We start from the raw sequence: 21,615 nt of genomic DNA, 5'->3' as shown, positions 1-21,615 counted from the left end.
ACACTATGAGTGATACTGCTGACGATTTATTAGATGAATTATCACAACTGGAAGACGCTTCTTCTGATATGCAGAAAGAAGTCAAAACCGCATCTGATAATACTAAAAAACTTGAAGCATCAGGCAGTGCTGACAGTTTAGATTCCGCAGCACTTTCATTGGAAGCGGCAAAAACTGCGCAGCTAGCGGCCGAACAAAGTCAAAATGCGGCCGATGCGGCCATCAAGCTATCGCATGAACAGAAAGCACAAATTATGGAATTGTCTGATTCCAATATTGCTTGGCGTCAATCGCTTCGAACGGCTTCCAATGATTTGAAATCGGCAAGAAATGCCGTCACCATCATGATGACGGTTGCGATTGTTGTAAGTGTTATCTCTGTCAGCATCATGGGGTGGTTATTAAACAGTTTGAACAAAAAAAATGAAATGTTAAAAGGCGATGTATTCGATATCATTAATACTGAAAACACGTTATTTAACAAAAACCTGAACCTAAAGATTGATCAATTATCCTCTTTAATTGAGGCATTAGCAGCGGATATTCAAAGACTCAACCGATCTGGTTCACAGCCAAACCTATCGTCGAATAATGAAGAAAAAACGATGCCTACGCCTGCTGGGGACTCTAACCCCAAAGTGCCGACGGAAAAACCAGCAGAGGTATCGACTTCTTCTCAAGAAACACAAGTTTCATCAGTGGAAACCAAAATCATCCAACCTGACTTGACAGAGCTGAAGAGTGAAATGAAACAACTTTCAAACTCTCGTGAAGAGCAGTTGAAACATATTCAAGGATTATTGGATCAAATTCTGAAAACCCAAGAAAAAATTCAGGCGACCACCTTGCACCAAGCTTCTAAAAAGCAAGTAATGCCTGATACAACGGTGATTTCCTCTGGATTAACCGATGAACAAGTTAAAAAATTGAACGGAATTGCGTGGTCAGTGAGCATACAACGCAAACTGCTAAAAGAGATCCAAAAAACATTAACGGCACAAAAGCCTGCAAAAGCGGCACCGAACAATACCCCTAAAGCACTCGATAAAATCGATGCCAGCTTAAAACATTTAAGTACACAAGTTCGTGAACTCAAAACTCAACAGGACCATATTCAGAAAAAAGTACAAGGACTGGAAAGCGTCACTCAGGAACTGGCGGCAAGACCGCAACCATACAGTTATCGCTCTAAAGAACCTCCTGTACAGACAATCAACGAATAACGTTAATTCTCTTAAATGAAGCAGTGTTTCAAAGACAACTGCTTCATCTCCTCTTTATTAGCTGATGTGCCTTTTAAGAAGCCTTGTGCGTTAATAACTTAATCAATTCATTGGCAGGTGCGTAACCTGGAATCATTCTTCCCGAGTCAAACACAATGTTTGGCGTACCTGTGACACCAAAGTTCTCTGCTTGCTGCATATGTTTACGGACTGGGTTGGAACATGTCTTTGAAGTGACATGACCTGTTGTCATAGCCTCATCCATTGCTTTAGCAGAATCTTTTGCACACCAAACTGAAACAGCCTTTTTGTAGGCCTCTGACCCAATCCCTGCCCGAGGGTAAGCCATATAGCGCACTTCGATACCCGCCTGGTTTAAAGCTGGAATCTCTTTATGCAGCTTGCGGCAATAAGGGCAGTCAATATCTGAAAAAACTGTAATGGTTCGCTTTTTCGGACCTTTTGCAGGGTACACGATCATACTACTGGAGGACAGTTTACCCAATTCAGTTTTGCGTGTTTCATTTAAAGCTTGTTCGGTCAAATTTTCTCTAGTGTCAAGATTAATGATATGACCATTTATGATGTACTGACCATCTCCGCTCATGTAAATGATTTTGGCCCCCAAAGAGACTTCATACACATTCGGGATGACACTTTCTTTGATATTGGCAGCCGCAGCATTAGGGATTAGCTGATTCAATTTTTTTTGAATCGCGGCCTCATCCGCAACCACTTGATTAGATGCCGCTAAAACCATCATACTTAGACTTAGTCGTTTAACTATTAAAACCGGATTCATCCACTTTTCCTTCTCTTTAAAATCAATCTGGTCAGAATTATACCCAAAATAGCTTTTGGAACCGATTAACATCATGACAATAAGTTGACTTTAACCACGTGGATGATGCTGATGATGAATACTTTGCAAACGTTCTTTGGCAACATGGGTATAAATCTGCGTTGTGGACAGGTCTGAATGCCCCAATAACAACTGAACCGTTCGCAGGTCCGCACCATGATTGATTAAATGTGTTGCAAACGCATGCCGTAAACCGTGTGGCGATAACTGACTTCGGATATCCGCCTGAAGCGCCAAGTTTTTGATACGATGCCAAAGCGTTTGTCTTGTCATTGTTCGTCCAATACGCGACACAAATAATGTCGACACCCATTTGTGCTTCCCAACCAAAGCAGGCCTGGCGGATTTTAAATAAGCCTCAATTGCTTCAATGGCTATTTGACCAATCGGTACTATACGCTCTTTATTACCTTTGCCTACCACCTGCACTAAACCAGCCGATAAATTAAGCTGCTCATAAGGCAAATTGACAACTTCTGAAACCCGTAGACCGGAAGCGTACATTAACTCAAGAATGGCTTTATCTCTTACCCCTAGTGGTGTGGTCAGATCTGGCGCATTCAATAATGCTTCGACCTGATTTTCCGAAATAACAGAAGGAATTTTTTTAATCAACTGGGGGGCTTTAAGCTGTGCGGCAGGATCGAGTTGAATACGGTTATGCAAAATCAAAAACACATAAAAACGTTTCAATGCCGACAAACACCGAGCGATTGAGCGCGGGTTTACCTGGTCGACGTGTAACTGAAATAGGTAGTCCTCGAGTTGTTCACGAGAAGCCTGACTTAAATCGGTTTTACCTAATGCAAGTTGTGTTTTTTTGAGATCCCGTTGATAGGCTTGCAAGGTATTTTCACTCAAGCCTTCGTTCAATCTTAAGTATTGAATAAAGTCGGTAATTTCTGGTGTCAATGGATTAGGCATGCAATAAAGATAGCATAATACGGAAAAAACAAGAGAGGATTTTAAGAGGCTATAAACAAAAAAGGCACTCTATTGAGTGCCTTTCCAGAAAAGTTATAAAACTTATTTAACTTTTTCTTTGATACGTGCTGCCTTACCAGATAGGTCACGAAGATAGTACAACTTCGCACGACGCACGTCACCACGACGTTTAACTTCTACAGAGTCAACAAGTGGGCTGTAAGTTTGGAAAGTACGCTCAACGCCTACCCCATGAGAAATCTTACGAACAATAAAAGAAGAGTTTAAACCACGGTTCTTCTTAGCAATTACAACACCTTCATAAGCCTGTAAACGCTCGTTTGAACCTTCTTTTACTTTTACTTGAACAACAACAGTATCCCCTGGACCAAACTCAGGTAATTCTTTTGTCATTTGTTCTGCTTCAATACGCTTGATGATATCGCTCATCTCTAAGCACTCCAAAATAAATCAGCTAATTCTCGCTGAAATGAATTTTATCCAACAGTTCACAGACTAGGCTGCCAGAGGTTGAATCCGAATTGTAAACCTACTTATCTTGCGCCTCAGAAAGCTTCGCCAAATAAGCAGTGTATAAATCAGGACGTTTTTGTTTCGTCCTGAGAAGTTTTTGTTCATGACGCCATTGTTCTATTTTGGCATGATGTCCTTCTTGCAACACCTCTGGAACCCCCATATCATCAACCTCAACTGGTCGAGTATAGTGTGGACAATCCAGCAAACCATCTGAAAAGGAATCTTGTTCTGCTGATTGATTATGCCCCAAAGCACCGGGAATCAGCCGTATCATCCCATCCATCAACATCATGGCAGGTAACTCTCCCCCACTCACAATAAAATCCCCTACACAGATCTCTTCATCAACCACCGTTTCAATAAAACGCTCATCAATGCCTTCGTAGCGGCCACAAACTAACGTTAAATTAGTATGTGATTGTAACTCCGAGAGTTTCTGTTGAGTTAATGGACGCCCCTGAGGAGAAAGGTAAACCACATAAGGTTTCTCCCCCACCTCTTCGGTAATCGCATCAACTGTTTTCTTCAACGGAGGATACATCATCAGCATCCCCGGACCACCGCCATAAGGGCGGTCATCCACCGTCTTATGACGGTCTGTCGTATAGGTTCGTGGATTCCAGGTCTTAAACTGATATAGTTGATCTTGATAAGCTCTCCGAGAAACACCCGACTCAATTAAAGCCGAGAACATTTCCGGAAACAGCGTAATTACGTCAAAACGCATCAGTAAAAACTTCAGGATTCCGTTGCATCTTCCAATTGCCAATCGACCTTTATTTGCTTGGACTCAACATCCACTTCTAAAATAAAAGTTTCCATCACAAAAGGAATTAAAGTTGAAATCAAGCCTGTTTCAGCCTGTTTTTCCACTCTGAGTACATCATGTGCACCCGTCTCAACGATTTCTGTCACTTGCCCCAGGTCTTCACCCTCTACATTGGTCACTTGACAGCCAATCAGTTGCATCCAGTAGAAGCCTTCATCCGTCGCAGGTAACTGCTCTGGAAGGATCGCAATTTCACACCCAATATATTCGCGCGCAAAATCTCGATCATCAATGCCCGCCAGTTTAGCAACAACACTTTTGCCACCTTGCTGAGCACGACCATCTTCTACTTCAAAGGTACGCCATTCATTCTTGACCTTAACGAGCCAAGGCGAATAACTCAAAATATTTTGACGAGGGTCGGTGTGTGAAAAAATCTTCACCCACCCTTGGACGCCATAAATACCATTAATTTGACCAAGAATGATTTTCTCGTCTTGCTTCGAAGACATCATAAACTCAGTCTAACGCTCAAATTACTTAGAAGCGTCTTTAACTAGTTTTGCAACACGAGGGCTTAATTGAGCGCCTTGGCCCACCCAGTGTTCAATACGCGCCATATCAAGACGAAGAGGCTCTTCTTGGCCGCGTGCAGTTGGGTTATAAAAACCTACTTGCTCAATAAAACGCCCATTAGTGCTTTTACGTTGATCAGCTACCATCAATCTGTAGTAAGGGTTCTTTTTTGCGCCACCACGGGCTAAACGAATTACGACCATTTCAATCTCCTAATCTTGATCGGCGATAACAGGAATTCCTGCTAACAAATTCTTCTACTAAGGTGAAAACACCTTGTTTTTGACTTTAAAAAATCTATTCCGGAAATCGGAAAGGCGGGATTATATAAAACTTTCGAAAACTTATCAATCTTTTCAGACATTTAGTTAGGCTAAACATCGTTAAAAGCATCTCTTTCTAACAAAAGGTCTTTTAGGTGTCAGAGTCATTACGCAAAAGTCGTTCGCCTTCTGCTTCATCCAGTAAATGCTGCGGGATTTCTTTTTTGGTTTTACCCGCTAATTCTTTCAACATTTCAGCTTGACGCACCAAATTACCATTGCCTTGCAACATCTGTTTACGTGCCTGCTCAAAAGAGCCTTGCGCCGTACCAAGCTGTTTACCGATTTTTTCAAACGTATCGACAAAGCCAACAAATTTATCATGTACCTCGGCTGCTCGTTTAATCAACTTAACCGTATGTTCGGACTGACGTTCATAGCGCCAAAGCTGCTCAATGGTTTTCAAAGTGGTAAACAACGTTGTCGGTGTCACAACAGCAACTTTTTTATCAAAGGCATTCTCAAAAATCGCTGGATTTTGTTCAATCGCCATCAAATAGGCGCCTTCAATCGGGATAAACATCAACACAAAGTCAGGCGCATTCAGCAGCTCCAAATGATCATAACGTTTTTCAGATAGTGCCTGGATATGCTTACTGATACTCTGAAGGTGGTTCTTTATATGCTGTGCTCTTTCATTTTCCGTTTCACTGTTCAAAGCAGCTTCATAACTGACTAATGATACTTTTGAATCAATGATGACATGTTTGCTGTCTGGCAAATTAATAATCACATCTGGGCGAAGTCGCTTACCGTCTTCTTGGTTAAAGCTTTTCTCGGTTTCAAACTCAATGCCTTCCCGTAGCCCGGTTGATTCCAAAAGCTTACGCAAAATAAACTCGCCCCAATTCCCTTGAATCTTTTGATCTCCCTTTAGCGCTTTGGTCAGGTTCTGCGCTTCCAAGCTCATAGTCTGATTCAATTCTTTTAAGTATTTGAGCTGTTCCGTCAAAGAAGCGCGGCCTTCTAAATCTTCTTTATGCACCGCTTCAATGCGCTGTTTAAATTGCTCTAAAGACGTTTGGATAGGCTGAACCAAACCGCTGATGGTCTCTTTGCTCTGCTGCCCCATTTGCTGTTGCTTTTGCTCTAAAATTTCATTCGACAGCACTTTAAACTCTTGCATTAAGGTTTGTTTGGCTGAATCCAACAGCGCCAGTTTTTCAGCATTACTTTCTCGTTCGGTTTCCAACCGGCTTTTCAGACTGGCCAGTTCGGACTGTGTGTCAGAATGCCGTGTTTGTAGTTCTTGATAAGCTGTCTGCTGTTCTTTTTGCAACGCTCTCAGCTGCTCTAACTGTTCTGCTCGTTGATTAGACTCCCCTTTCATGACCTGAAAGTCAGAAATTTCTGATTTCAAACGCTCATTCTCTACCTTTAAAAACTGATTATCCGCTTCTAGTGCAGCCAGGCCTGGCAGTTTTTCATTCGCTGATGTCAATGCCTGCTTTAATAGCACAATCCATACGATCCCGCCAATCAACGCTATTACAAGCCATGCCATAGGAGAAGAAAGTAACTGAATGAAGTCCATTAATGATTGCCTTTACCTTTTTATGCCGTGCTTTAATAAAGCTCAGAGAAAATACATTATTTTGATGTTTCGAGAGCAGACATTTCTGCTTTATTGCGAAGATTATACTGATAGTTTTTAATGATTTTTTTAGAATCCGGTAAATAGGTATGACCAACCGGAATCACCACTTGCTTCTCATTGACATTAAACGGTGTCTCAAAAGAACGTTTTTCAGTTATTTTATCAGCTTTCCCAACAGGTAACCCCTTTTGGTAGTTCTCATTCAAACGAATATACCGGGTGCCACTAGGCGAAACAATAATGGCTGTCACACTCAACGGCGTTTGCTCGGTACTTTTTGGTGGGGCTGTCATTTGACGTTGCGCTTTTTCTGCTTTTGAAAGCGAGCCTGACGTTTTTGTTTTTAAAAAATCCTGTCTTTCTGAGTCAATTAAAAGGCGCTGATCTGGGGTTAAAAATAGCCGATCCAAATCAGCTGAAAAACTGCCAAAACTGACACCCCACAACAAACCAAAAACAAGATATTGAAGCCTTCTCATCTATTGAACCTTTTCAAATTCGGTTGGCTCAGCTTCCAATAAAATCAAAGAGCACTGAGCTTGCATGCCGGCAACATCATAACGAAACTTAGGTGATTTCACATAACTAGGACGAGCCGTTAAATGACAACTTTCAATAAAAAACAGAGGTGAAATCTTTTGAGAAATACGGTCAAACAAGGTAATAATATCGGAATCCGAGTGCATGCCAACGGTCAAATTTAAACGCGTAAAATAAAAAATATCTTTTTTCAATGGCATAAATGCCAACTGGTTTTGTTTTAATGGCTGCCTGGGCTCGAACTGGATAACAAATGGCTTAAATGCCAGTTGCTTTTGAATCGCCAGCAACTCATCGGTCCAACGAACTCGACTTTGCTTATAAAACGTTCCAAAATTGGTTAACGCCGTAAATTTTTTATCGTAAATTTTTGAAATGCGTTTTTGGTCTTTCAAAAACTGAACTTGGCGTATCACCGATTCAAGCGCCTGTTTTTGAACTTGAACTGACTGGTTCAATTCTTGTTTATGTAAGTAAAGCCCATAATTTCCCCCGAAAAAAACCAATAATGTCACACTCAACATCCCTAGCGCAGGCAGAAGATAACGCTTTACAAAAAAGTTACTTGCATTCATTCTACCTTACCCTTTAATGAGTTCGGCACCTTTGGTTCATTTCGAACTTTAAAGCGCACGGCAAACGGTAAAGCCTGGTCGTTACTGATTGACTTGCCGTCAACTTCTAACGATTTCTGAACACGTCGATTAAGAGGTTCTTGTACCAGTTCTACTGAAAACACTCTTGGCGAAGCCGTCAAATCGGACACAAAGTCATCCACCCATTTGACAGGCATTCCATAGTTTTTCTTAAAAGGAAAAACTTGTCCAGACAAAGAAATGGAAACTATCTCGCTGTCAAGTTTCTGACGAGCTTGCCATTCCAATTCCGTCATTAAAATATGGGGGTTTTGCTGCAGAATCTGGCTTAAAAAAATGAGGTCTTTTTTAAAAAAGCTGACCGGTTTATTTTGTAAAAAAGACTCGGAAAATTCGACGATGGCTTTAATGTCTTCAGCATTATATTTCACATGAATGGAACGCTGTAACTGTCTTTTTTCCATATCAAGTCGCTGACTTTGCGCTTCAATCCATTGTTTTTTCTCAGACAATAGATAACCATCAATCCCCTGTTGGATAAATACATAACTTCCGATGAGGGCACCGATTATCCATAAAGCATGCACCCCCTTACGAAGCGCTAAGAATTGCCGAACAGTTTCCGCATAAGGCACATGATAAAAATTACCAGGTCTGGCGTTGAACAAAAAGTTCATTAATACATTCATCGTTCCCTGATTTCGGCAGTGCTCTTGTAGGTTCAACAGCTCATTCAAGTTGCCGGATTTAGCAAACCAGTTAACATTTTGCCAATTTGAAAAGGGTATCAATTGTTTGAATTGTTCAACAATCTGGTCTTCATGGTCACGTTCAACATCTAAATAAACAAAACCGACTTCAGTATTGATTGGCAAGATCTTTTGATTATATAAATACTTAACAGTAATTTTGGTTTCATGAATTAGCGCTATAGAAGCCTGCTCTTCATCATCAGACGCCAACTCTAAATCAATATGTCGACTGATTTTTAACACGCCGTGATGAAAGAATATCTGGCGAAAGTGACAATCACTTTCTCTCAAAACCAGTAAAAAAGGGTTGGCTAATTGTTTGCGGCTGATTCTCAGACGGGGGGCCACTTTGGTAAAGAAAAAATCTCCCATTAAAAATGCATAAGAGTAAACCCCGATTAAAGTCACTTGCAACGTTTCAAATAAATTGAATAAGTGCTCAACTTCTGGAGAGCGGAGCACGCTGGCAATTAAAAGCTGTTGCTCCTCTCGCCCTGAAGAATTGGTGCGAAAAACCGGTAACCACTTGGTATGAACAAATAAACTGCCTTCTGCCTTCGCTTTAGCCGTTAACCGCTTCACCATAGAAGGTTTTTCCCATGGCAGTAATTTAGGTACCCATTCGTAATGCAGATTTTCATCAATGAAATCTAGCACCACACTGACTTTACTGTATTTAGAAAGACCTGCTAAAAAGGTTTCGGCTGAAGCATCCTGCCAATTAAGCGTCAACACTTCATGGCCGAGTTTACAAAATGACTGTCGATCAATCACCGTAATATCTTGTTCTTTTAAATACAAAATATAGTCCACTATGGCACCTTCGAAATCGTTTCGTAGACAGGTCCAAGCACCGCCATCATCACCCACCCCACCATGAGTGCCATCACCACCGTTAAAATCGGCTCAATCGCTGGCTCTATTTTTTCAATTAAGTCTTTAGCTTCCGTATCATAATACTCACTCACATTACGAAGTGCTTCATCCATATTTCCGCTTTGCTCCCCTACCTTGACCATCCTTACGGCTAAAGGCGGCAACAAGCCGGATAAATCAAATGCTTTATAAATGGTTTCGCCTTCTTCAATCAAATGCCGTGATTCCGAAACACGCTCTTCCAAGTAGGCATTTCCCGTCACCATTGAAGCGAGCTTTAAGCTGTCATTAAAATTAATCCCAGCACCATACATAATGGACAAGGTACTGGCAAAACGAGCGATCTTCAATTTTAATAAAATCGGTCCAAATATATAAATCTTAAAAATAAAACGATCAAATTTCACTCTAAAGGCATGCGACTTTTTTAACCACCATTTTAAAAGATAAAACGTGGCTGCCAAAAAGAGACTAATAAAAATGAGGTATTCTCTAATAAAATGTGATGTCGCAATCAAAGAGACCGTTGCAAAGCCTAAGCTGCCATCCATTTCTTTTATAAAGGAAAGCAATTCGGGAACGACGAAAATCATTAACAAAACCACCACAGCTAGGACGACAGTAGCAACAATCGCAGGATAAATCATGACTTTCTTTGCTTTAGATGCTAATGATTCTTCCCATTTCATCGTATGTTCCAGGTTTTCCAGTACCTGATCGAGTTGTCCAGTCTTCTCTCCAACCGCAACTAGAGAAATATAAACCTTTCCAAATACAGCTTCATAATTTTTTAACGCCAGTGAAAAACTTTCTCCACCTTCCATGGATTTATAAATAGATGACAAAATTTCACATACCGCCTCGTTTTCATACGTTCGGCGTAAATCGTCTAAAATATCCATCAACGGCACACCCGCTTTCAAAAGCTGACGCAGTTGACTGGTAACCACAATAATGTCGCGTCGTGTTACTTTGCTACGCTTAAACAACCGATCACCTTTATAAGGCTTATTTTTAAAGGTCAGCAAATCAATGTTGATAGCACGTAAACGTTGTTCAAGATCTTGCTCATTCGAAGCTTGCATCTCTCCCTGAACTCTTTTACCCGTCTGACTAATTCCACGGTATCGATAATTACGCACGTTCGTCCCTCATCCTTGAGCTCTAAACCAATTCCGTCAAATCGACAATTCGGCTGATTTCATCCAAGGTAGTATCTCCTGAACGAACCCACCTTAAGGCATTATGCAACAAATCCGTAAACCCTTGTTCGACCGCTTTATCTAAGATATCGTGCTGCGATGCTCCCTCTAACAACAAATCATCCATCTCTTTTGAAAAGCGTAGAATTTCTAAAACCGCCAAACGCCCCTTATACCCAATACCATTACATGCCGGACACCCCGTTGCCCTAAAAAGCATGGCGGATTGATTTTCTGAAAACCCAACGATTCTTTTTTCAAACCCATCAGGCTCGTAAGGTTCCTTACATAGTGGGCATAATCGCCTGGCTAAACGTTGCGCCAAAATCCCGATGACATTACCAGCCAAAATTGAACGGGACATTCCTATATCCAATAATCTTGGAATGGCCCCTATGGCTGAATTTGTATGTAGCGTCGTAAAGACCTGATGACCAGTCATTGCAGCTCTAAGCGCCATCTCAGCTGTTTCATCGTCTCTGATTTCACCAATCAGAACAATATCCGGATCTTGCCTCATTAATGAACGAATCCCTGTCGCAAATGTCATCCCTATTTCTTCATTAATGGCGGTTTGTCGAATCATCTTCATCGGATATTCCACCGGGTCTTCCAGGGTCATGATATTGATCCCTTCTTGGTTAATTTCATTTAATAAAGAATAAAGCGTAGTGGTTTTACCGGATCCTGTTGGCCCCGTCACCAGAACAATGCCCGTCGGGCGTGACATCATGAGTTTAAGTTCCTGATAACTGTCTACGTCCAGTCCCAACTCATCCAAAGGCAAAATTCCCTTCTCACGGTCCAGAATACGAAGTACAAAATTTTCACCATGGGAACTCGGAAAAGATGAAACACGAAAGTCGATTTGACGACCATTTACAATCAACTCCATTCGACCATCTTGAGGCATTCTCTGGTCAGTCAAATCCAAATCCGACATCACTTTTAAACGCACCACCAACCCGGACCAAAATGATTTATGTAATAAACGAACCACTTGTAAGACACCATCAATACGATAGCGGATTCGAATGTAGTACTCCTCAGGTTCAAAATGAACATCGGAAGCACCTTTTTTGACTGCATCTGTTAAGAGGCTGTCAACTAAACGTACCATAGGCTGTGAATATTCATGTTGTTCTGACAACACATAATCATCCGCCTGCCCGGTTTCTAGTTCACGAAGAATACCGTCGATAGACAGCTCATAACCATAAAAGTGATCAATTGAATATTGGATTTCATTTTCTACAACCAATACCGGTTCAAGACGAACATCCTGTTTAATATGTCGCTTAATCTTATCCAGTAATAAGATATCATCTGGACTGGCCATCCCAACTTTTAAAAGTTCTCCGTCGAAACTGATCGGCATTACTAAATTGGCCCGCGCAAATGACTCGGAAATGAGTCTGAGGGCATTTGAATCCGGCACAACCCCCTTCAGCGACATGGTGGAATAACCCACAGCGCTCCCAACCACCTTTCGCGAGACTTCTTCTGTTAAAAAATCTAATGTAATTAAGATTTCTCCAAGTTTCTTGCCGGTTATTTGTTGTTCCGTCAAAGCAATCCGAAGCTGATCTTGAGAAATCAACCCTTCTTGAACAAGGTGCTCCCCTAAACGATCTTCGCCCTTCATTGATCACCTCCCTGCTCTAAATATTGTTGTAGGGTCAATAAACGGTTTTTAATCCGCTTGGCGCTTGCTTCTGTTTTCTTCTGTTGAGAGAAAACCAATGCTTGTTGATAGTAGTGTTTGGCCAGAGAATATTGGCCGATTCGATCTAAGCTAATGGCTAGATTAAGCGCATAATCTGCATTATCCGGGTTGAGCTGATAGGCCTTAAAGTACTGTTTTTGGGCCTTAAGCCAATTTTTTTGTTTTGCATATTGGTGCCCAAGTGCGGCATGAAGCTTTGCATTACTGGGCGACTGATTGATCATAAATTTTAATCGCTTTGAGGCTGGCTCTGATTCAGTTAAAGTCGCTTCCAAAATGGCTACCGCCGTTTCCGCTTCTTTATTATAGGGAGAGATATCCAGTGCTCGGCGATAAAAATTCAAAGCGGCATGCACCTCCCCTTGCTTGGCTGAAGTCGCCCCCAAACCAAACAAAGCTGCCAAGCTTTTAGGATTTTTTTTCAATGCGGCTAAATAGTGTAATTTAGCTTGCTGAAAATCATTCTTTTGATAGGCTGCATATCCTAATACCTCATCTGACACTTGAATTGAACTCACGATCTTTAACTGTTTGCCTGGTTCATGAATCATCTTTAACGAAGAGGGTTGCTCACTCTTGACCTCAGTTTTTTCAATCGGTACAGCAGAGGGGCTCTGAACCGTTTTTTCTATTGAAGACTCCCCTCCAACAGTTCCATTAGATTGCTTTTCAACCTGTTTTTGCTTCTCTTTTACAGGCTGATGACCGTCTGTTTGAACAGCTGCCAAATGAGTGTTTTTATCCGCTGTCTCAGAAAAGGTATGATCAACAAACTCAAGCGTTTTGTCCTTTAAAGGCGCTTCGGTAGCTTGATACTGTTGTAACTCTGTCGTCATTTTATCTGACTGTTTTTGAAAATAAATGACACCATAATACCCAAGTCCAAGAAGTAGAGTCATTACGACTAAGCTCGACAAAACAAGTTTAGAGTAATCAAGGGTTTGCTCCTGCTTGAACCGCATGGCTTGCAAAATATCCTGAGCAGACATTGAGCTCTTTTGCACATCGTTTTCGGGATTTTGATACCCTGGAATCTGATTTAAACTCCAATCTTTTTCAGCCGCCTGATGAGCGAATGAAGAAGAATTAGAAGAACTTGAATCTGTTTCACTCTGTTTTCCCGGCTCGACTGGAGACCAACCAGCTTCTTTCCCTCTGTGTTTTCATCCAAAACCATCTTCTTGGAAAATGACGAGTCATGTAAGGCGAGGTTGGTTTCTAAATCTAAAACTTTCTCTTTTGAATGAGCTGAAGAAGAAACGTCCTTCTCTGTAGCGATTTTAAATGCTGGACCTTCTTCAATTGCTTGACTGTCTGTTGATTTAATGGATGCAGCGTTGTTCTCAACCAGTGCCGTCTCTGGCTGAACCGAGGGAGTCTCTTTGTTTTCAGGCAAGGATGTTTCCTCACCGGATTGTTTCCGTTGTTTTTCTTCCGCAGCTTTTTTTAACGCTTCTAACAACACACTCATTTAATTTATCTTTGTCTTCATGAGAGGTTTAAACGCCTGAAGATCGCCATAATCGACATCCGGATTGGTCACGATAATAGGACGAATAAAAATAATGAGTTCTGATTTTTTGACCGTATCGTCTCGATAGGAAAACAGGTCTCCAACCCAAGGTAAATCACTCAACCCCGGAACACCTTGACGCTGATTATCGTGTATATCTTGGATCAACCCCCCAATAATGGCTGTCTGTCGATTTCTTAATCGCAAAACAGAATCCATTTCCCGTTCTTGGATAATCGGCACTTTACTTTCAATACTCTCTCTTGCCAAATCCGGGTTAGGGTCATTGACATATCCAACGATTCGAGACAAGGTCGGACGGATATTTAATGAAATTTCATCGTCGCTGATAAAAGGAGTCACATGCATCATAAATCCGACTGGAACTGTATGCACAGTGGTTTCGTAGGTCGTCACGCCCGCACTGGAAGCCGTTGCCGACTCACGATTAACCTCTATCGTGAAATACACTTCATTATTGACCACTTTTAACAAAGCGGCCTGATTGTTCATTGCCATAATTTTCGGACTGGAAAGTACTTTAGCATCCCCAAATTGTTGAAGCATTTTGATGCCTACATTAAAATTCCATGTGCCAATACTTGATAGGTTAATGGAAAAATTAGGGTCTTTAGACAAGTTGGTTCCGAGTAGGCTTTGCGAAATATCCGAAGAACCGCCGGAGTTTGAGTTAACAGCAGACCAATCCACTCCAGCCTGATACTGGTCACTCAACTCAACTTCCACAACGGTGGCTTCAATCAAGACTTGTTTATTGGTTCGGTTTAAACTGGAATCCAAATAATTTTTAACCTGTTGATGTTTCTTAGCGGTGGTGTAAACGCTTAACATCCCGGCCTCTCGGTTCACAACAACATTTTGAAACTGTTTTCGTGATTTTGAATCCGCAGACAACTGCGCACGAACATCATTTTCTACAGGCGGTGTTGTTGCTTTATCTCGCTCGGCTTTTTGCGGATCAAGTCTTGCCATAGAGGCAATATTAGATTGTAAAGCATCCCAAAAATCGTGAATTGCTGAAGACTCTAAAGTAAACTCGCTCGCCTGGTTTGTATTGTTTCTGTTATTTTTTGACACATTCCCTACTGACATTTTCATGACAGTCAGGTCTTTGATGTTTTTAATTACATTCACATAATCGATTTCATAACTTTTCCAATATGGCTTATCTAACTTGATACGAAGCGTACCATATGAAATTTCATAAGCCGCACCGACCTGATCAACAATACGCTCCATGATACTTTCTAATGGTTGGTTAATGGCATTAATGGTCACCAAACCTTGCACATCAGACGATAAATCTAATTGTTTGTCGGCGTCTTTTGCTAGGTTAAACAATAAATCAGCCACAGGCACCTCTATCGCTGACACACTGTATAGTTTCTGAACGGATTGCTTGGTAGGGTTAACATTAATGGCGTCGACCGTCACTAGATCAGGAATCTGTGAAGGGTGTTCAACCACTTCCTCAACCTTGGATCTCGGCTCTAAATGGCCATGAATTTCAAATTTGTCAGAAACGGGCGGAGCCAATGGTTTTCTTTTGACTGTTTCTGCGCCACATCCGACTAATAAAACTAACGAAGTCAAAATCAGTGTGCGAAAACAAACACAGCGGAAGGGTTTATTAGAGTCCAACATTTACAGTGTTTTCCCTTGATTATTGAGTTTTTGAATAAGTTGCCCCGCTTCCGAAGCAGCCATCACCCTCGCACCAGTTACATTGGCCAAAGCCATTAAATCCTGTTGCTTGTCTTGAAGCACATCAAAACGGGTAGCTCTGGGATAGTACAAAAGTTGATATTGAAAGTGGTTTGTCACAAAGTTGAGCTCAAAAACGGCAAATAAATAAGCCCTGTTTTTAGTGCTCAATCCTGCAAGTACCTCTGAATATACCGATGTGAAATCTTTGATAGGCATCGCTGACATCAAAATAACGGGTTCATCGTCTTTAAGAGTTTGGATAAAACGTTCTGTTTTTTGTTTCAGAGAAACCATTTTAGAGAGTTCATTAAACTCCACCCCTAATGTCTGCGAGATTTGAATCGGCGTCATAAAAGATGGGGCTGCAACCACTTGTTTAGTCGCTTTTTGGTGAGGTACCTCGGTTACCTTTGATTTTACAAGGAAACTCTCTTTACCCAGAGGGGCAAACCAAGTCACGTAAAGATTCCACCCCAACACGATCATCGTTATCAACAAAATAGCACTCAATTCCCATTGCAAGGAACGATTTGAATACTGAGGGTCAAGAGTTTTGAAATGTTTTAACTGTAACTTATGATTGCCTTTTGAATAAGCGACCATTAAGAGTTTATCTGCCAAAAGATTAATAGCCCGAGGCAGTCCTTGCGTCAGTTTTTGAATCTTTTTGGAAACGGTTAAATTGAATAAATCTTGCCCCATATAGCCAGCGACCCGCATTCTATAATTTAGATAACGCATCACTTCTTCAGCATTTAATGGCGGAATGGATATTTGGCAGGCAATTCGATCTTTTAATGGTTTAATACGCGAATCTTGCAGGGTTACATCAAGTTCTGGTTGCCCAAAAAGCACCATTTGCAACAATTTATCCGCTTCGGTTTCCAAGTTTCCCAACAGACGGATTTCTTCAAGCGTATCGAGCGTCATCGACTGAGCTTCATCAATTAACATCACGACGCGGCGTCCCTGTCGATATTCGTCAATTAAAAAACTATTTAGGAGGTTAATGAGGTCGAGCTTCGTACTGATTTGCTCTGTTTTCAAGTTGAGTTCTGAACAAATAAACTTGAGTAAGTCGAGTGACGATAAATTAGGAGAAGAGATGTAAACTTTTTGATAATGACTAGGCAGCTTTTCAGCCAACAAGCGCAATAAGGTTGTTTTCCCAACACCAACTTCACCAACGACTTTGATAATACCGTCGCCTCTTTCGACAGAATACTGTAGGGCTTGCACAATGTCATCACGAGAAGCATGCTTATAGAAAAAGCTTAAATCGGGTGAAATTTTAAATGGTAATTTCTGTAACCCAAAAAATGAACAATACATAAATTAGCCGTTACCACACTTATTTTTATACGATCTTCTCAAAATCGACAAGAGAAATTCGTTTCTTTTTTCAACAACACTTCAAGAATGTTTCAATACTATAATAACAACATAAATTAAAAATAACCTAACTTTAAAATGAAATTGATAAGGATCAATAAGATCTTCTTTACCTGATAAATAGGGCTTTTAACAGCATTAACTGACTTAATTATTTCTGCCATATTGACCAGGCCTGGCCCTTTTTTAATTTATTTCAGACATAAAAAAAGCCCGCATAATGCGGGCTTTTCAGAACGTTATATTTTAGAGAGGTTATCTCTTAAAATATAATTAGTTCTTTTCTTGGTCAACAATCTTGTTAGACGCAATCCAAGGCATCATCGCACGTAGTTTTCTACCCACGACTTCAATCCCATGCTCTTCATTCAAACGACGTGCCGCCGTCATTGAAGGGTAGTTTGCCTGTCCTTCAAGAATGAATTGCTTAGCATATTCACCTGTTTGGATGTTTTTCAGTGCTTCACGCATCGCAGCACGAGACTCATCATTGATAACGCGAGGACCCGTTACATACTCTCCGTACTCAGCGTTGTTAGAGATGGAGTAGTTCATGTCTGCGATCCCACCTTCAAACATTAAGTCAACGATCAACTTAAGCTCATGCAGACATTCGAAGTATGCCATTTCAGGCTCATAACCCGCTTCAACCAATGTATCGAAACCAGCTTTAACCAATTCAACAGCACCACCACAAAGAACAGCTTGCTCACCAAATAGGTCAGTTTCACACTCATCACGGAAAGTTGTTTCGATGATCCCTGTACGACCACCTCCAACACCTGAAGCATAAGAAAGTGCGATTTCTTTGGCTTTACCAGAGGCATCCTGTTGGACCGCAATTAGATCTGGAATCCCACCACCACGAACAAATTCCGAACGAACTGTGTGACCCGGCGCTTTTGGCGCGATCATGATAACGTCTAAATCTTTACGTGGTTCAATTTGGTTATAGATGATAGCAAACCCATGTGCAAAGGCTAATACCGCACCTTGCTTGATGTTTGGTTCGATTTCTTCTTTATAAAGTACTGACTGGAACTCATCCGGTGTCAGAATCATCACCACATCGGCACCCGCAACCGCTGTTGCCACATCTGCAGTTTTTAAGCCATACCCTTCTGCCTTCTTGATTGAAGAAGAACCTGGACGTAGACCAACGGTAACATCCACACCTGAGTCTTGTAGGTTAGCCGCATGAGCATGACCTTGCGAACCAAAACCGATAATCGCAACTTTCATGCCTTGAATAATCGAAAGATCACAATCTTTATCGTAATAAACTTGCATTGTTTTTTCCTTAAAAAGTAAGTTAAAAAGTAATTTTATAAAGTGTTAGGTTATAGATGAAGTGACTTCTCGCCACGCATCAATCCAACGGCACCTGAGCGAACCACTTCGACAATCAACCCTTCGTCAATGGCATCCACAAACGCATCAAGTTTCTGGCTTTCACCCACCAGCTGAACGGTATAGATATTCGCTGTCACATCGACAATCGTGCCACGGAAAATATCACTTAAACGCTTAATTTCTTCGCGCATCGCCCCAGAAGCTTTTAGCTTAACCAGCATCAATTCACGTTCAATATGACTGCCTTCCGTGATATCAACCACTTTAATGACATCAATCAAGCGATTCAAATGCTTCACAATCTGCTCAACTTGCTGTTCGGTTCCGCTCGTCACCAAAGTTAGACGAGAGATGGTTTCATCATCGGTTGGAGCAACGGTTAAGGCGTGGATATTGTAACCACGCGCTGAAAACAAACCAGATACACGAGATAAGGCGCCTGATTCATTTTCAATTAACATTGAAATAATATGCTTCATTCGTCTTCCCCTTATACCAAAATCATTTCATCAAGCCCTGCACCAGCAGGAATCATCGGATAAACGTTTTCTTGTTGATCCGTAATGACATCGATGAAAACAAAACGATCTTTGTATTTATCGGAAAACGCTTCTTCAAGCTGCTCTTTCATGGTTTCTGGATTATCAATACGAATCCCCACATGTCCGTACGCTTCCACCAACTTAACAAAGTCTGGTAGAGAATCCATGTAAGACATGGAATAACGACGATCATAAAAGAACTCTTGCCATTGACGCACCATACCCAAGAAACCGTTATTCAAACACAGCACCTTGATCGGCAAGCCATACTGTAAGCACGTTGAAAGTTCTTGAATATTCATCTGAACCGAACCTTCACCCGTTACACACACTACGGTTGCATCAGGGAATGCCGCTTGCACCCCCATTGCTGCAGGCAAACCAAAGCCCATCGTGCCTAAACCACCTGAATTAATCCAACGGCGAGGCTTATTAAACTTATAGTATTGTGCAGCAAACATCTGGTGTTGCCCAACATCTGAAGTAACATAAGCATCACCATTAGTCACCTGCCACACAGTTTCCATGGCTGCTTGCGGTTTGATTTTATGGCCCAACTGCTCATAGCGCAGACAGTTTGTCGAACGCCAGCTTTCAATTTGCTCCCACCAGCTATCCAGTGCTTCTTGATCAGGCCGTTTCTTTGTTTTCGTCAACAAAGACAACATCTCATTCAGTACTTGCTTGACCGGTCCGACAATCGGAATATCGACCACAACATTTTTTGAAATGGATGCAGGGTCAATATCAACATGAATCACTTTTGCGTCCGGACAGAATTTCTCTAGATTTCCAGTCACTCGATCATCAAATCGTGCACCGATCGCGATAATCAAATCCGAATTATGCATGGTCAAATTCGCTTCATAGGTTCCATGCATCCCTAACATACCGACAAACTGTTTGTCTTCAGCCGGATAAGCACCTAGCCCCATCAAGGTATTGGTAACGGGATAACCTAATTGACGCGCCAAGTCGGTCAATGCTTCAGAAGCACCGCCCAATACGACGCCGCCGCCCGTGTAAATAATGGGCTTTTTCGCCGCCAACATCATATCGATGGCTTTTTTAATTTGTCCGCTATGGCCTTTCGTTACAGGTACATAGGAGCGTAAACTCACTTCTTGTGGATATTCATAAGAGCTTTTGGCATTTTGTACATCTTTCGGGATATCGACCACAACTGGACCGGGTCTACCAGTCGTTGCGATATAAAACGCTTTTTTGAGCGTCATCGCGAGGTCATTGACATCCTTGACCAAGAAGTTGTGTTTAACAATCGGTCTTGTAATTCCTACCGTATCGATTTCTTGGAATGCATCCAAGCCAATCATATTCGTAGCAACTTGCCCAGTGATGACAACCATTGGAATCGAATCCATATAAGCTGTCGCAATACCGGTGACGGTATTAGTAGCACCGGGGCCGGAAGTTACAAGCGCGACTCCTGGTAAACCTGTAGAGCGTGAGAACCCATCAGCTGCGTGAACAGCAGCTTGTTCATGACGGACCAGCACATGCTTTAATTTTTTTGCGTCCGTATCTAGGGCATCATAGATTGGCAATGCTGCACCACCTGGATACCCCCAAATATGCTCTACGCCCTCATCTTCCAAATAATGTACAAGAATCTGGGCACCAGTTAATTCCACAACAACGGTCCTCCGTTTGGGTCAAAAAAAGCGTCGGAGCAGAGTCTGTTTTATCCACTTCCGTCGCTTAATCTGATTAAAAAAATAACTTAAAAAACAAAGCCCTGCAATTTAGCAGGGCAAGAAAGGAATTATAACGAAGTTAAATGCTTTTATAAAGGCATAAAGCAGGATTTATTCTCATTTAGAAGCCTTTATCTTTCAAAACGTTCCACGCGTTTAGTGAAACTCTGGTAAAAATAAATTTTGTCGGTAGTACCTTAACTCGTCAATCGATTCATAAATATCATCCAACGCAAGGTGCGCACCCTTCTTCTTATACCCGCTATAAACAGATGGCGCCCAACGCCTTGCCAGCTCCTTCAAGCTGGACACATCCAAATTTCTATAATGAAAAAACTGCTCCAAATCAGGCATCTGCTCGATTAAAAAACGACGATCCTGACAAATACTGTTCCCGCACATTGGGGATTTGCCTTTCGACACATAGGGCTTTAAAAATGCAATCGTTTCCTGCTCGGCTTGAGTCATCGTAATCGAGCTTTCCTGAACCCGCTTAGTCAAGCCTGAATTACCATGATGGGTCGTACACCACGCATCCATACCATCTAAATAGTGCTGCTCTGTTTGAATCGCCATCACAGGCCCTTCGGCAAGCACATTCAACTCCGCATCGGTCACAACCGTTGCAATTTCAATAATTTGATCTGTCTTATGATCCAATCCTGTCATTTCCAAATCAATCCAGATCAGGTTATTTTCTGATTTCATGGTGAGCGAACAACCTTTTTAATTTAAAATAACGCTTATCTTAAACGTTATTGCCATAAGCCACAACGGAGGGATTTATTGAAATTCCGACCCGAACATGGGATAGTGAGCAATCTTTAGAAACAGACACATTTGAATTTCAATCACATAAACCCTATATA

General features: G+C 41.5%; 21 protein-coding genes. 1 reads left to right on the top strand and 20 read right to left on the bottom strand.

What is annotated here, in order from left to right; all coding sequences use genetic code 11:
* Window positions 1–5 precede the first annotated feature (5 nt).
* Window positions 6–1,223, top strand: a complete 1,218-nt coding sequence (locus GHNINEIG_RS03430) for a hypothetical protein (RefSeq protein ID WP_135795349.1) — start codon at window positions 6–8, stop codon at window positions 1,221–1,223.
* A 73-nt stretch (window positions 1,224–1,296) separates the two neighbouring features.
* Here GHNINEIG_RS03430 and GHNINEIG_RS03425 read toward each other — a convergent pair whose 3' ends face one another.
* The 20 genes from GHNINEIG_RS03425 to orn all read right to left on the bottom strand — a co-directional run bounded on the left by GHNINEIG_RS03425 (window position 1,297) and on the right by orn (window position 21,454).
* A complete protein-coding gene (locus GHNINEIG_RS03425) occupies window positions 1,297–2,025 on the bottom strand; it encodes a DsbC family protein (protein WP_135795348.1) in 729 nt (242 codons plus the stop codon).
* 90 nt (window positions 2,026–2,115) lie between these two features.
* Complete coding sequence (gene xerD, locus GHNINEIG_RS03420; protein ID WP_135795347.1) at window positions 2,116–3,009, bottom strand: site-specific tyrosine recombinase XerD; 894 nt, start codon at window positions 3,007–3,009, stop codon at window positions 2,116–2,118.
* Window positions 3,010–3,111: 102 nt separating this feature from the next.
* Window positions 3,112–3,459, bottom strand: a complete 348-nt coding sequence (gene rplS / locus GHNINEIG_RS03415) for a 50S ribosomal protein L19 (protein WP_011370071.1) — start codon at window positions 3,457–3,459, stop codon at window positions 3,112–3,114.
* 100 nt (window positions 3,460–3,559) lie between these two features.
* Window positions 3,560–4,273 carry a tRNA (guanosine(37)-N1)-methyltransferase TrmD gene (gene trmD, locus GHNINEIG_RS03410; RefSeq protein WP_189636918.1) on the bottom strand — a complete coding sequence of 238 codons (714 nt, stop codon included), beginning with the start codon at window positions 4,271–4,273 and terminating at the stop codon, window positions 3,560–3,562.
* Between the two features lie 11 nt (window positions 4,274–4,284).
* Complete coding sequence (gene rimM, locus GHNINEIG_RS03405; RefSeq protein ID WP_135795346.1) at window positions 4,285–4,830, bottom strand: ribosome maturation factor RimM; 546 nt, start codon at window positions 4,828–4,830, stop codon at window positions 4,285–4,287.
* Between the two features lie 21 nt (window positions 4,831–4,851).
* Window positions 4,852–5,094, bottom strand: a complete 243-nt coding sequence (rpsP, locus tag GHNINEIG_RS03400) for a 30S ribosomal protein S16 (protein WP_011370068.1) — start codon at window positions 5,092–5,094, stop codon at window positions 4,852–4,854.
* 211 nt (window positions 5,095–5,305) lie between these two features.
* On the bottom strand, window positions 5,306–6,748 hold the full coding sequence (locus GHNINEIG_RS03395) for a DNA recombination protein RmuC (RefSeq protein WP_135795345.1): 1,443 nt from the start codon (window positions 6,746–6,748) through the stop codon (window positions 5,306–5,308).
* Window positions 6,749–6,804: 56 nt separating this feature from the next.
* Entirely contained in the window at window positions 6,805–7,290 is a 486-nt protein-coding gene (locus tag GHNINEIG_RS03390) for a hypothetical protein (protein WP_135795344.1), read from the bottom strand.
* Entirely contained in the window at window positions 7,291–7,926 is a 636-nt protein-coding gene (locus tag GHNINEIG_RS03385) for a hypothetical protein (RefSeq protein ID WP_135795343.1), read from the bottom strand.
* A complete protein-coding gene (locus GHNINEIG_RS03380; protein ID WP_135795342.1) occupies window positions 7,923–9,512 on the bottom strand; it encodes a hypothetical protein in 1,590 nt (529 codons plus the stop codon). Before GHNINEIG_RS03380 ends, GHNINEIG_RS03385 begins: the two co-directional genes overlap by 4 nt.
* Complete coding sequence (locus GHNINEIG_RS03375) at window positions 9,512–10,660, bottom strand: type II secretion system F family protein (RefSeq protein ID WP_223260926.1); 1,149 nt, start codon at window positions 10,658–10,660, stop codon at window positions 9,512–9,514. Before GHNINEIG_RS03375 ends, GHNINEIG_RS03380 begins: the two co-directional genes overlap by 1 nt.
* A 79-nt stretch (window positions 10,661–10,739) precedes the next feature.
* Window positions 10,740–12,422, bottom strand: coding sequence for a GspE/PulE family protein (locus tag GHNINEIG_RS03370; RefSeq protein WP_135795340.1), 1,683 nt, complete (start codon window positions 12,420–12,422; stop codon window positions 10,740–10,742).
* On the bottom strand, window positions 12,419–13,492 hold the full coding sequence (locus tag GHNINEIG_RS03365; RefSeq protein ID WP_135795339.1) for a tetratricopeptide repeat protein: 1,074 nt from the start codon (window positions 13,490–13,492) through the stop codon (window positions 12,419–12,421). Before GHNINEIG_RS03365 ends, GHNINEIG_RS03370 begins: the two co-directional genes overlap by 4 nt.
* 50 nt (window positions 13,493–13,542) lie before the next feature.
* Window positions 13,543–13,974: a hypothetical protein gene (locus GHNINEIG_RS03360; RefSeq protein ID WP_135795338.1), complete on the bottom strand. Its 432-nt coding sequence runs from the start codon at window positions 13,972–13,974 to the stop codon at window positions 13,543–13,545.
* On the bottom strand, window positions 13,975–15,681 hold the full coding sequence (gene mshL / locus GHNINEIG_RS03355) for a pilus (MSHA type) biogenesis protein MshL (protein ID WP_135795337.1): 1,707 nt from the start codon (window positions 15,679–15,681) through the stop codon (window positions 13,975–13,977).
* Window positions 15,682–17,076: an ExeA family protein gene (locus GHNINEIG_RS03350; protein WP_135795336.1), complete on the bottom strand. Its 1,395-nt coding sequence runs from the start codon at window positions 17,074–17,076 to the stop codon at window positions 15,682–15,684.
* A 333-nt stretch (window positions 17,077–17,409) separates the two neighbouring features.
* Complete coding sequence (gene ilvC / locus GHNINEIG_RS03345; protein ID WP_135795335.1) at window positions 17,410–18,426, bottom strand: ketol-acid reductoisomerase; 1,017 nt, start codon at window positions 18,424–18,426, stop codon at window positions 17,410–17,412.
* A gap of 50 nt (window positions 18,427–18,476) precedes the next feature.
* Complete coding sequence (ilvN, locus tag GHNINEIG_RS03340; RefSeq protein WP_135795334.1) at window positions 18,477–18,968, bottom strand: acetolactate synthase small subunit; 492 nt, start codon at window positions 18,966–18,968, stop codon at window positions 18,477–18,479.
* An 11-nt stretch (window positions 18,969–18,979) separates the two neighbouring features.
* Entirely contained in the window at window positions 18,980–20,683 is a 1,704-nt protein-coding gene (locus GHNINEIG_RS03335) for an acetolactate synthase 3 large subunit (protein WP_135795333.1), read from the bottom strand.
* Window positions 20,684–20,902: 219 nt separating this feature from the next.
* On the bottom strand, window positions 20,903–21,454 hold the full coding sequence (orn, locus tag GHNINEIG_RS03330; protein ID WP_135795332.1) for an oligoribonuclease: 552 nt from the start codon (window positions 21,452–21,454) through the stop codon (window positions 20,903–20,905).
* Window positions 21,455–21,615: the final 161 nt, after the last annotated feature.

It is taken from the genome of Hydrogenovibrio crunogenus (assembly GCF_004786015.1).
In the GTDB taxonomy this organism is placed as follows: Bacteria; Pseudomonadota; Gammaproteobacteria; order Thiomicrospirales; family Thiomicrospiraceae; genus Hydrogenovibrio; species Hydrogenovibrio crunogenus.
This window is presented reverse-complemented; position numbering and strand designations above follow the sequence as displayed.